Annotated in this window: 10 protein-coding genes; all 10 read right to left on the bottom strand. The window is 53.1% G+C overall.

Translation table 11 applies throughout. From position 1 onward, the window contains the following. Positions 1–69: 69 nt before the first annotated feature. The 10 genes from aceB to purC all read right to left on the bottom strand — a co-directional run bounded on the left by aceB (position 70) and on the right by purC (position 11,789). On the bottom strand, positions 70–1,665 hold the full coding sequence (gene aceB / locus IEX81_RS12670) for a malate synthase A (RefSeq protein ID WP_188803883.1): 1,596 nt from the start codon (positions 1,663–1,665) through the stop codon (positions 70–72). A gap of 398 nt (positions 1,666–2,063) precedes the next feature. Then, positions 2,064–3,338, bottom strand: a complete 1,275-nt coding sequence (gene purD, locus IEX81_RS12665; RefSeq protein ID WP_188803881.1) for a phosphoribosylamine--glycine ligase — start codon at positions 3,336–3,338, stop codon at positions 2,064–2,066. Between the two features lie 24 nt (positions 3,339–3,362). Further along, positions 3,363–4,904, bottom strand: coding sequence for a bifunctional phosphoribosylaminoimidazolecarboxamide formyltransferase/IMP cyclohydrolase (purH, locus tag IEX81_RS12660; RefSeq protein WP_188803880.1), 1,542 nt, complete (start codon positions 4,902–4,904; stop codon positions 3,363–3,365). A 17-nt stretch (positions 4,905–4,921) separates the two neighbouring features. Continuing rightward, positions 4,922–5,491: a phosphoribosylglycinamide formyltransferase gene (gene purN / locus IEX81_RS12655; RefSeq protein WP_188803877.1), complete on the bottom strand. Its 570-nt coding sequence runs from the start codon at positions 5,489–5,491 to the stop codon at positions 4,922–4,924. Next, a complete protein-coding gene (purM, locus tag IEX81_RS12650) occupies positions 5,481–6,521 on the bottom strand; it encodes a phosphoribosylformylglycinamidine cyclo-ligase (RefSeq protein WP_188803875.1) in 1,041 nt (346 codons plus the stop codon). Before purM ends, purN begins: the two co-directional genes overlap by 11 nt. Before the next feature lie 17 nt (positions 6,522–6,538). After that, a complete protein-coding gene (purF, locus tag IEX81_RS12645) occupies positions 6,539–7,963 on the bottom strand; it encodes an amidophosphoribosyltransferase (RefSeq protein WP_188803873.1) in 1,425 nt (474 codons plus the stop codon). Then, on the bottom strand, positions 7,939–10,161 hold the full coding sequence (gene purL / locus IEX81_RS12640; protein WP_188803871.1) for a phosphoribosylformylglycinamidine synthase subunit PurL: 2,223 nt from the start codon (positions 10,159–10,161) through the stop codon (positions 7,939–7,941). The genes purF and purL overlap by 25 nt, the downstream gene beginning before the upstream one ends. Beyond that, a complete protein-coding gene (gene purQ / locus IEX81_RS12635; RefSeq protein ID WP_188803870.1) occupies positions 10,142–10,834 on the bottom strand; it encodes a phosphoribosylformylglycinamidine synthase subunit PurQ in 693 nt (230 codons plus the stop codon). The genes purL and purQ overlap by 20 nt, the downstream gene beginning before the upstream one ends. Next, positions 10,831–11,082 carry a phosphoribosylformylglycinamidine synthase subunit PurS gene (gene purS / locus IEX81_RS12630; RefSeq protein ID WP_188803867.1) on the bottom strand — a complete coding sequence of 84 codons (252 nt, stop codon included), beginning with the start codon at positions 11,080–11,082 and terminating at the stop codon, positions 10,831–10,833. The genes purQ and purS overlap by 4 nt, the downstream gene beginning before the upstream one ends. Further along, positions 11,079–11,789, bottom strand: coding sequence for a phosphoribosylaminoimidazolesuccinocarboxamide synthase (gene purC, locus IEX81_RS12625; protein WP_188803865.1), 711 nt, complete (start codon positions 11,787–11,789; stop codon positions 11,079–11,081). The genes purS and purC overlap by 4 nt, the downstream gene beginning before the upstream one ends. Positions 11,790–12,032: the final 243 nt, after the last annotated feature.

Raw genomic sequence — 12,032 nt, 5'->3', positions numbered from 1 at the left:
TCTCCTTTTATTGGTTTTTTCAAATTCTGAAATACCTCGAAGAATAGCCTGGATTTCCCCGGGATCGATTTACAGGCGGGCATATCCCGGCAGCGTTAAGAAGTCGGCAAAGTCATCACTGAGCGTCAGTTCATCAAACAGTCCGGCCGCTTCTTCGAATTTGCCTGACACAAAACCGGTTTCTCCGAATTGCTGCTTTAACTTCTGCATTTCCTCTGCCCTGATTTGTTTATAGAGTTCGACAGTGACTTTCCGGCCATCTTCCAGAACACCTTTCGGATGGCGGATCCACTGCCACATTTGCGCCCGCGAAATTTCTGCCGTCGCGGCGTCTTCCATCAGATGATTGATCGGCGCGGCACCGTTGCCTCTGAGCCAGGACGCTATGTACTGAATCCCGACAGAGATGTTTTCGCGGACGCCCGATTCGGTAATGTGACCGACAGGAACGGCAAGCAATTGTTCAGCCGTGATACGAATGTCTTCCAGTGACTTTTTTTCTATTTGATTGGGCTCCGGCATGTCGCGATCAAAGATTTTCAAGGCTACCGGCACGAGTCCGGGGTGAGCAACCCATGTGCCGTCATGTCCGTCATTTGCCTCGCGCTGTTTGTCGGCCTCAACCTTTGCAAATGCTTCCTCATTAAGTTTGTCGTTCCCTTTGACCGGTATTTGCGCCGCCATGCCCCCGATGGCCGGCGCTTTGCGGCGATGGCAGGTTTTGATGGCCAGAAGAGCGTACGCCCTCATGAACGGCACCGTCATCGTCACCTCTGAGCGATCCGGAAGAATAATATCTTTCTGATTTCTGAACTTCTTAATATAACTGAAAATGTAGTCCCAGCGCCCGCAGTTGAGTCCTGCCGAATGATCGCGGAGCTCATAAAGGATCTCATCCATTTCAAAAGCCGCCGGAATGGTTTCCAGAAGAACGGTCGCTTTGATGGTCCCATTCGGAATGCCGGCGTATTGTTCCGAATAGGCAAACACATCATTCCAAAGACGTGCTTCTAGATGGCTCTCAAGCTTTGGAAGATAATAATAGGGAGCGGTACCGTTCTCAATCAATTGCCGGACATTATGGAAGAAAAAGAGACCGAAATCAAGCAGTGAACCGGAGACCGGCACCTCATTAATCCGGACATTTTTTTCAATCATGTGCCATCCCCGCGGTCTCGCCATCAATCCGGAACAATTGTCCTTCAGCTGATAGCGTTTTCCTTTTTCATTAACAAAAGAAATGGTCTTGCGAATGGCGTCGCGTAAATTAATCTGTGCCTGAATGACGTTGTCCCATGACGGCGACATGGCGTCTTCCAGATCCGCCATAAAAAACTTCGCTCCGGAATTCAGCGCATTGATCACCATTTTCCTGTCCGAGGCAGGTCCCGTGATTTCTACACGTCTGTCCAGGAGATCTTTCGGAAGCGGCGCAATCTGCCAGTTCCCTTCTCTGATTTTCCTTGTCTCTTCTAAGAAGTCCGGCCTCTCTCCCCTGTCAAAATCCTTTTGCCTCGCGTTCCGTTTGTTCAATAGTTCGATCCGGCGCTGTCCGAACGTCCTCTCCAGCCGATCGATAAAACGGAGCGCTTCTTGCGTCAGAATCGTATCGTATTCCGGACGCATCGGACCAGTGACTTTGATTCCCGTTGTCTGAGTAGCCATGAGTTCCCCTCTCTTCTGTTATATTACAGCTTTTAAAACTGTAAATGTATTATATAACAGTAAAATGGGTTTGTGAACCCGTTTTTTAAGATATCCGTCAATTAAAAATCGACATATTTTTCAGATGGGGGCCATGTCCAAGGGGGGCAAGTGCTCTATCTACAATTGCACGAATGAAAAATAAAATCGATGATACCTTTGGCTCATATTAATTTCAGCGTTAAAAAAGAAACCGGGAATAAAACATTTTTGAAGAGTTTTTCTTCATTTGAGGATTGTAACTCATAGTAAAATAAAAAGAACCGAGTGAAAATGATCTCGGTCCTGATTATCTGGCGGCGGATTGCCGTTATGAGGTCGTGCTAAGGAGTACAATTTGCCGCCGACTGCTAGAAATCTTATGCCTTCTTCGCCGCTGCCTCCAGCGCATGATGACCGATATCCTTCCGGAAAAAGACGGCATCCGTCCGGATTTTTTCCAGGTCGCGGTTTACGGCGTCGCGAGCGTCGCGAAGGTTGTCGCCAAGCCTCGTCACGAGCAGCACCCTGCCTCCATTGGTCAGCCAATCGGCGCCGGACTTCTTCGTCCCGGCATGAAAGAGCAGGGCATCTTCAGGAAGAGCGTCAAGATTACCTAGTTTTTCGCCTTTGGCGTATGAACCCGGATAGCCTTTGGCGGCGACCACTGTGCCGACAGCGGTTTTATCTGTCCACGAAAGCTGCGGCCGGACGCCCTTCATAATATCCTGAATGACCTGAACCAGGTCCGATTCCATACGCGGCAGAACAACCTGCGTCTCGGGATCGCCAAACCTGCAGTTGAATTCGATCACTTTCGGACCTTCTTCTGTCAGTATCAGCCCGGCATAAAGCACCCCCGTAAACGGGCAGTCTTCCTGAACAAGTCCCGCCGCGGCCGGCTCCAAAATGGTGCGCAAAGCTTCGGCGACAACCGTTTGCGGGATCTGCGGAACAGGCGAGTAGGCGCCCATTCCGCCGGTGTTCGGCCCCTGGTCTCCCTCGTAGGCCCGCTTATGATCCTGGGCGATGGCAAGCGGAACGACCAGCTTGCCATGCACGAGCGCCATGAGAGAAAACTCCTCGCCTTCCAGATACTCTTCAATCACAACACGGGAACCCGCTTCGGCGAACTTTTTATCTTTCATCAGTATTTTCAGCCCTTGTTCGGCTTCTTCTATCGTCAGCGCGACGATGACCCCTTTTCCTGCGGCCAATCCGTCGGCTTTCAGGACGATCGGGGCACCGACTTTTTGCAGATAGCCGCTGGCGGCCTTGTAATCCGTGAATGTCTGATAACGTGATGTCGGAATCTTATACTTTTCCATCAGCGCTTTGGCAAACGACTTACTTCCTTCAATTTGAGCCGCGGCACCGGACGGGCCGAAGATTTTCAAACCTTTTTTCTCAAAAAAATCAACTATGCCGCCGACAAGCGGCTGCTCCGGACCGACAAGCGTCAGGTCGACCTTATGTTCCTGCGCAAAAGCAGCCAGTTTCTCAAAATCCATGACATCAATCGGCGCGCATTCGGCAACGGCAGATATTCCGTCGCTCCCGGGCACCGCGTAAAGCTTATCCACTTCCGGGCTTTGTGCAACCTTCCACGCGAGTGCATGTTCGCGGCCGCCGCCGCCGACAATCAAGATATTCATGTTTTGACTCCTTTCAAGTCCGGATCAGTGCTTGAAGTGGCGCATGCCTGTGAACACCATAGCCATGTTGTATTTGTTCGCCATATCAATCGATTCCTGATCGCGGATCGATCCGCCCGGCTGAATAATCGCCGTGATGCCGGCTTTGGCCGCTTCTTCCACCGTGTCGCTCATCGGGAAATAAGCATCTGATGAGAGAACGGCTCCCTTTGTTTTTTCTCCCGCTTCCTCAAGCGCGATTTTCGCGGCTCCGACACGGTTCGTCTGTCCGCCGCCCATGCCCACCATCAGGCCGTCTTTAACAAGTGCAATCGCATTGGATTTGACATGTTTCACAATCGTCCAGGCGAATGCCAGACTCTTCAGTTCGTCATCCGTCGGTTTGCGCTCCGTGACCACTTTCAGGTTGTCCTTGATGTCCTCATAGCCCTTGGTATCCAGATCCTGAACGAGCATCCCGCCGCGGACCGACGTGTACTGGACAAAATCTTGATGATCATCCGTGAATTTGACCTGAAGCAGCCGGATATTCTTTTTCTTCTCAAGAACGGCAAGCGCCTCTTCCGAATAAGAAGGAGCGATGACAATTTCCAGAAAAATGCTGTGCAGCTTTTCGGCAAGCGACTTGTCCACTTCGCGGTTGAGCGCGACAATTCCCCCGAAAATCGAGACGGGATCTGCCTCATAAGCTTTGTCGTAGGCTTCGTTGACCGTTTCGCCGATGCCGATGCCGCACGGATTCATATGTTTGACCGCGACAGCGGCAGGCTGCCTGAATTCCTTGACAATGCCGAGCGCCGCGTCCGCGTCGCGAATGTTGTTATAGGACAGTTCTTTTCCATGAAGCTGCTTTGCCGCGGCGATGGTCGATTCGTTTTCAATCGGTTCGCCGTAAAAAGCCGCCATCTGATGCGGGTTTTCGCCGTAGCGCAGCGCCTGTTTCTTTTCATAGGTGATCGTCAGTTTTTCCGGGAAAACTTCACCCGTTTTTTTCGTGAAGTAATCGGCGATCAGAGCATCGTAGGCTGCCGTGTGGCGGAAAACTTTGGCCGCGAGCTTCTGTTTCAGTTCGAAAGGCACCTCGGCGTTGTCGTCGAGATTCTCCGCGACAAGATCATAGTCGGAAGGGTCGCAGACGACGGTCACGCTCTTATGATTTTTCGCAGCCGAGCGAAGCATGCTCGGTCCGCCGATATCGATATTTTCAACCGCTTCATCGTAAGCGACATCGGGTTTCGAGATGGTTTCTTTAAAAGGATAGAGATTGACAATCACAAAATCAATCGGCCGGATGCCGTGTTCGGCGATGGCGTCCATGTGCGCTTTCTTGCCGCGGACAGCGAGCAGACCACCATGAATCGCCGGATGCAACGTCTTCACACGCCCGTCGAGGATTTCAGGGAAACCGGTCACCTCGCTGACCGACATGACCGGAAGGCCCGCATTTTCAATCGCCTTTTTCGTTCCGCCCGTTGAAATGATCTCAACACCCGCATCAACTAACTTTTTCACAAAATCAATAAGTCCGGTTTTATCTGAAACACTTACCAAAGCACGCTTTGCCACTCTGACTCTTCCCTTCTTCAATTTCCAAGTATTTTCGCGATGGTTTTCGGATAAAGGATATGCTCTGCCGCGTGCACCCGTTCCGTTAAGGAATCGATCGAGTCCCCGTCTAGAATCGGGACGGCGGCCTGCGCAATGATCGGCCCGGTATCCATCCCCTCGTCTACATAGTGCACCGTAACGCCCGTGATTTTGACGCCCTTTCGAAACGCCTGGCCAATCGCGTCGAGCCCTGTAAAAGACGGGAGCAGCGCGGGATGCAGATTCACAATCCGGTGCGGATAGGCTTCAAGCAATGTTTTTCCGAGAATACGCATGTACCCCGCGAGAAAAATGTACTCGACACCGCGTTTCCGGCAGGCCTCAGCGATTTCTTCTTCAAAGGCGCTTTTCGTCGGATAATCCTTGCGCACGATCAGCATTGCTTCCACTCCGTTTTCTCTCGCCAGGTCCATGACAGCGGCACCCGGCTGGTCGCAGACCATCAGCTCAACCGTCGCGGGGATTTCGCCGCTCCGAACAGCTTCGGCGATCGCCTGAAAATTCGTTCCGTGACCTGATGCAAAAATCGCTATTTTATGCTTCATCCAGATTCACCAGCGTCAGTCCTTGTTTTTCCGTGACCTTCCCGATCACGTACGGTGTTTCGCCCAGTTCTCTCAGCTTGTCGATCGTGAGGCCCTCGTCTTCCGGCGCAACGGCCATCACCATGCCGATGCCCATGTTGAACGTGTGATACATATCATCCGCCGCCAGTCCCCCCAGTTTCTTCAGCCAGCGGAAAACAGCCGGAACCGGCCAAATCGCGGTGTCGATCTCGGCGCCGAGACCTTCAGGAAACATTCTCGGCACGTTTTCATAAAACCCGCCGCCCGTTATGTTGGCTAGCCCTCCGATATTGACTTCTTTCAAAAGGCTGAGGACAGGCTTGACATAAATCCGCGTCGGCCTGAGCAGTTCATCGGCAATCGTGCGGTCCGGATCCGGCTCATATGCGTCGCTGAATTTCAGCCCTGCATCGGCAATGATTTTTCGGACAAGAGAAAAACCGTTGCTGTGAAGGCCGTTCGATGCGAGACCGATCAGCCGGTCACCAGGCTTGATCTTGTCCCCAGTAATGCGTTTCGATTTTTCAACGACTCCGACTGAAAAACCGGCGATGTCGTAATCTTCTCCCTGATACAGGCCCGGCATCTCCGCCGTTTCACCGCCGATAAGGGCACAGCCGGCCGCTTCACAGCCATCAGCAATCCCTTTGACGATCGCTTCCGCTTTTTCAGGCTCCAGTGATCCGCAGGCCAGATAATCGAGAAAGTAAAGCGGCTCCGCACCCTGTGTCACGATATCGTTGACACACATCGCCACCGCATCAATGCCTACCGTATCATGACGGCCTGCGGCAAAAGCGACCATCAGTTTCGTTCCGACGCCGTCCGTTCCGGATACGAGCACCGGCTCCTTAAGATTCATCTTCGACAGATCTATTGCGCCGCCGAAACCACCCAGCCCGCCGACTACTTCAGGGCGGAACGTGCGCTGTACATGTTTCTTGATCCGGTCTACCGTCTCATAGCCGGCCTCAATATTCACACCGGCACTTTTATACGCATCGGCCATTCTCTATCTTCCTTCCTTTAGACAAGCATCTCTTTTTCATGCGGCAGAACGGTATCCGGATAAATTTCAGTCGGATATTTTCCAGTGAAGCAGGCCAGACACTGACCGCAGTTTTTCAGCGCGGGATCACGGCCGATCGCTTTCATCATGCCGTCGACGCCTAGAAAAACAAGCGAATCGGCACCGATCTCTTCCCGGATCTCCTCTACCGAGTGCGTGGCGGCAATCAGTTCGGATGAAGTCGATGTGTCGATCCCGTAGAAACAAGGATGGGTGATCGGCGGCGAACTGATCCGCACGTGGACTTCCGTCGCGCCGGCGTCCCGCAGCATGCCGACAATCCGTCTGCTGGTCGTGCCTCGGACGATGGAATCGTCCACCATGACGACACGTTTGCCTTCGATAATCGCACGAACCGGAGAAAGTTTCATTTTAACGCCCTGCTCGCGCAATTCCTGCGAGGGCTGAATGAAGGTACGGCCGACATAGCGGTTCTTGATCATGCCGAGCTCATAAGGAATGCCCGTCGCTTCGGCATAGCCGATCGCCGCCGAAATGCTCGAATCCGGAACACCGGTGACCACATCCGCTTCAACCGGGGCTTCCTGTGCCAGCATCCGTCCGAGATTCTTACGCGCGGCATGGACGTTGATTCCCTGAATGTTGCTGTCCGGCCTGGAAAAATAGATATACTCCATGCTGCAGATCGCCGGATTCGAATGATTGGTGTAAAACTCCGAGTGAAGGCCGTCGCTGTCAATGATCAGAATCTCTCCAGGATTGATGTCGCGTACATAAGTCGCCCCGATCAGATCAAACGCGCAGGTTTCCGAGGCAATCACCCAGGCTTCGCCGAGCCTGCCGAGGGACAGCGGGCGCAGCCCGTTCGGATCAAGCGCCGCAATCAGCTGACGTTCGGTAAGCATCGCGAGTGCATAGGCGCCTTTTATAACGGAAAGCGCATGCTTGACACTTTCAATGAAATTATCAGAAAAGTCCCTTTTGATTAAGTGGGCGATCACTTCCGTATCGGACGTCGTCTGGAAAATGCTCCCGCGTTCCTCAAGCTCGCCTTTCAGTTTGTGCGCGTTAACCAGATTGCCGTTGTGAGCAATCGACAGCGTATCCTTCTGCGAGCGGAAAACCAGCGGCTGGACGTTGGCATAGCTGTTGCCGCCCTGAGTCGAGTATCGGACGTGACCGATCGCCGCATGTCCTTTATTTAATTGTTCCAGTTTTTCATGATCGAAAACATCGTTCACAAGTCCGAGCCCTTTATGATCATAGATACGCTTTCCGTCCGTTACGGCGATGCCCGCCCCTTCTTGGCCGCGGTGCTGCATGCTGTGAAGGCCATAATAAGTCAGTCTCGCCGCATTTGCATGTCCCCAGATCCCGAATACCGCACATTCTTCGTTTAGTTCTCTGCCGACATAATGCATGACAGGGCTCCTCTCCATTCTTTTTCAAGTTCAGGGCGGTTCAGAGTGACCGTTTCAGATGCGAAATCAATAGTGATAAGCTCACCGCGGGTGACTCTGCCTGCAAACACGGCATCATCCACTGCGGCTTCGAAAGCCTTCCTGGACGCTTCAGGGACAGACACGATAAACCGGGACTGTGTTTCAGAGAAAAGTTCTGCGGCCGGATCCGTGTTAAAATGCAGATCCGCCCCAAACGCCGTCCCAAACACAGAATCGGCAATCGCCGCCGCCAGCCCGCCTTCGGAAAGATCATGAGCGGAGGATACATATCCCGCCTTGATCGCTTCCAGAACCTGGGCCTGCCGTTTCTTTTCAAGAGCCAGATCCAGCGCGGGCGCCTTGCCGCCCGCTTTGCCTTCGGTCAGGATCTGCAGCGCGCTGGCGCCGAATTCCTGAGCCGCCTTTCCAATGACATAAACCGCGTCGCCTTCGCGTTTAAAAGAGGCGGTCGTCACATAATCCAGATTCTCAACAAGGCCGACCATTCCGACAACCGGCGTCGGATCAATCGCCTCACGGTCTGTTTCGTTATAAAGAGAAACGTTGCCGCTGATAACCGGCGTCTCAAGCGCCTTGCATGCTTCCGCCATCCCTTTTACCGATTCTTCCATTTCCCAGAACACTTCAGGCTTTTCCGGGCTGCCGAAGTTCAGGCAGTCGGTGATGCCGAGGGGAATGCCGCCCGAGCAGACAATATTGCGCGCCGCTTCGGCGACGGCGATCTTTCCCCCTTCTTTCGGGTCCAGCGCCAAGTATTTGGCGTTGCAGTCCGTTGTCATGGCAAGCCCTTTTTTCGTGCCCCGGACACGGATAACGGCCGCGTCTGAACCCGGGGCAACGACAGTGTTGGTCTGCACCATATAGTCGTACTGGCGGGTAACCCATTCTTTCGAAGCAAGCGTTGGCTGCGCAAGCAGCTTTTTAATCGTTCCGGCATAGTCCTTAATCTCAGGTACCCAGTTCGGCGCCGACTGATTTTCCGTATATTCGGCCGGTATCTTGGACGGCATATGGCGCACCGGAGCAGAAGCAAGCGCGTCCGACGGCACTTCAGCAACGATTTTGCCCCTATGCTCGAGACGAAGCACTTCTTCCTCTATGACTTCTCCGACGGCAACGGCGTGAAGGCCCCAGCGCGCGAAAATTGCCTGGATCTCTTCCTCGTTGCCCTTTTTGATGACGATCAGCATCCGTTCCTGAGATTCGGACAGCATCATCTCATACGGTGTCATGTTCGTTTCGCGCTGCGGGATCAGGTCGAGATTCATATGGATGCCGACCCCGGCTTTCGCGGCCATCTCACTGGCGGAGGAAACGAGCCCCGCCGCGCCCATGTCCTGGATGCCGACGAGCGCCTCGTGTTTCGTCAGTTCAAGGCAGGCTTCAACAAGCAACTTTTCCATGAACGGGTCGCCGACCTGAACAGCGGAACGTTTCTCGTCCGATTTCTCGCTGATTTCCTCGGAAGCGAACGTCGCGCCGTTGATTCCGTCGCGGCCCGTACTCGCGCCGACGTACATGACCGTGTTGCCGATGCCCCGCGCCTGGCCGACCTGGATATCTTCATGATTCATGATGCCGACGCACATGGCGTTGACGAGCGGATTGCCATTGTAGCAGTTGTCAAACTGCAGCTCGCCGCCGACCGTCGGAATGCCGATGCAGTTGCCGTAACCGGCGATCCCGCTGACGACTTCTTCAAACAGATAGCGGACGCGCGGATTGTTCAGATCGCCGAAACGGAGCGAATCGAGCAGCGCAACCGGACGGGCGCCCATTGAGAATACGTCGCGGATGATTCCGCCGACTCCGGTGGCCGCCCCCTGATAAGGCTCGATAGCCGAAGGGTGGTTATGGCTTTCAATTTTGAACACGACAGCCTGGCCGTCACCGATATCGATAATTCCCGCGCCTTCGCCCGGTCCCTGAAGCACGCGGCTTCCGCTCGTCGGGAAGAGCCTGAGCAGCGGCTTTGATGTTTTATAGCTGCAGTGCTCCGACCACATCACAGAGAAGAGGCCGGTTTCCGTATAGTTCGGCTTACGCCCAAGCAATCTCCTGACTTCCTGGTATTCGGCTTCCGTCAATCCCATTGTCCGGTAGATTTTCTCCTGTTCAATCTGTTCCGGTGACGGTTCAAGATGTGTAAGCGGCATGAGCAGATTCCCTCCAATGGTTCAAGATTGACTGAAAAAGCCGGAGCCCGTCATCGCTGCCGAGCAAAGCGTCTGCTGCGCGTTCAGGATGGGGCATCATGCCGAGCACATTGCCGGCCTTGTTCATGATACCGGCGATGTCCGCACGCGAACCGTTTGGGTTTTCGCCATTGTAGGTGAAAATGATCCGGTGTTCATTCTTCAGCTCCTGAAGCGTCTCGTCATCGCAGTAGTAGTTTCCCTCACCGTGCGCGATCGGAATTCGGATCATTTCGTCTTGTTTATATAATGAAGTAAAAAGTGTATGGTTATTTTCCACTTTAAGATTCACGGTCTCGCAGATGAACTTAAGATGTTTGTTTTTCAGCATCGCTCCGGGCAGCAGACCGGCTTCAAGCAGAATCTGGAAACCGTTGCATACGCCGAGCACCGGCTTGCCTTCCCCGGCGGCCTTGATGACAGCCGGCATGATACCGGCAAAGCGCGCAATCGCTCCGGAACGAAGGTAGTCTCCGTACGAGAAACCTCCTGGAATCATCACGGCGTCAAAGCCGTCGAGCGAAGTTTCCGCGTGCCAGACGTATTCCACTTCTTCGCCTAGACCGTCCTTGATCGCATAGTACATGTCCTGATCGCAGTTCGATCCGGGGAAAACAATGACCGCGGTTTTCACGAGTGAATCTCCTCCCCGATTTCATAGCGATAGTTTTCAATCACCGTGTTGGCCAGCAGCTTATCGCAGATCGCGTCGACCTGTTCCGCAACGTCTGCCGAATCCTCCACCTCGAGTTCGATATATTTCCCGATCCGGACATCTTTCACATTCTGATAGTCCATATTGTGCAGCGACTGCATCACGGCCTGCCCCTGAGGATCAAGCACGCTCTCTTTTAAAGTAATAAATACCTTCACTTTTTTCATTTTACAGCCTCCAGACGGCTCAGCAGTTTTTCATAGGTTTCCGGCAGATCGGCAATATTGCGCCGAAAAACATCTTTGTCGAGCTTTTCGTGGGTTTCCTTGTCCCAGAGACGGCACGTATCCGGCGAAATCTCGTCGGCGAGAACGATCCCGCCATTTGATTTCAGTTTGCCGAATTCCAGCTTGAAATCGACAAGCAAAATGCCTGCTTCGGCGAAAAGAGCCTGCAGCACCTCGTTGACGCTGAGCGCCTGACGGCGGATTTCCGCAAGCTCTTCTTCCGTCGCGATCTTCGTGGCCAGAGCGTGATCGTCGTTGATCATCGGGTCGCCCAGTTCATCGCTCTTGTAGTAAAATTCGACAATGGTCTGTCCGAGATCCGTGCCTTCATCCAGGCCGAGCCGCTTGGCCAGGCTGCCGGCAACGATATTGCGGACGACCACCTCGATCGGAACAATGTCGACCGCTTTAACCAGCTGCTCAGTTTCAGAAATCTTTTCAATAAAATGGGTCGGAAGATTATTCTCTTTCAGAACATGAAAAATTTTGGTGCAGATCGCGTTGTTTAATTTGCCTTTTCCCGGAAAAACAGCTTTCTTTTTGCCGTTGAACGCCGTCGCATCATTCTTGTATTCAACGCGCAGAACATCCGGATCATCTGTTGTAAACATTTTCTTAGCTTTGCCTTCATACAGTAGCTGGCTCATCATTTTTTCCCCTTTTGTTTTGAGGTTTAACTGGTTTTCTCCATCAACTGCTCACTGAACTTGTTTTTTTAATATCTATGGCTCTGTTAAACCTGTCTGTCTTTTTTTCGCCCCATGCGCTCGCTTTCCGCAGGCGATCCGCGAGCCTCCTCGCTCAATACTTCGCTGCGGGGTCTCGCCTGGCTCGCTGTTCCCGCAGGAGCCCGCGCACTTTCTGCTCAATCGACAATCGAGCAAAATCAA

Origin of the sequence: Sporolactobacillus putidus, assembly GCF_014647035.1 — a bacterium.
Classification (GTDB): domain Bacteria; phylum Bacillota; class Bacilli; order Bacillales; family Sporolactobacillaceae; genus Sporolactobacillus; species Sporolactobacillus putidus.
Note: the sequence above shows the minus strand (reverse complement) of the source record. Positions and strands in the feature narration are given on the sequence as shown.

Excerpts from the sequence above, each read along its gene's own strand:
- aceB (WP_188803883.1), bottom strand. The coding sequence starts at position 1,665 with ATGGCTACTCAGACAACGGGAATCAAAGTCACTGGTCCGATGCGTCCG.
- purD (WP_188803881.1), bottom strand. The coding sequence starts at position 3,338 with ATGAATATCTTGATTGTCGGCGGCGGCGGCCGCGAACATGCACTCGCG.
- purN (WP_188803877.1), bottom strand. The coding sequence starts at position 5,491 with ATGAAGCATAAAATAGCGATTTTTGCATCAGGTCACGGAACGAATTTT.
- purM (WP_188803875.1), bottom strand. The coding sequence starts at position 6,521 with ATGGCCGATGCGTATAAAAGTGCCGGTGTGAATATTGAGGCCGGCTAT.
- purF (WP_188803873.1), bottom strand. The coding sequence starts at position 7,963 with ATGCATTATGTCGGCAGAGAACTAAACGAAGAATGTGCGGTATTCGGG.
- purL (WP_188803871.1), bottom strand. The coding sequence starts at position 10,161 with ATGCCGCTTACACATCTTGAACCGTCACCGGAACAGATTGAACAGGAG.
- purS (WP_188803867.1), bottom strand. The coding sequence starts at position 11,082 with ATGAAAAAAGTGAAGGTATTTATTACTTTAAAAGAGAGCGTGCTTGAT.
- purC (WP_188803865.1), bottom strand. The coding sequence starts at position 11,789 with ATGAGCCAGCTACTGTATGAAGGCAAAGCTAAGAAAATGTTTACAACA.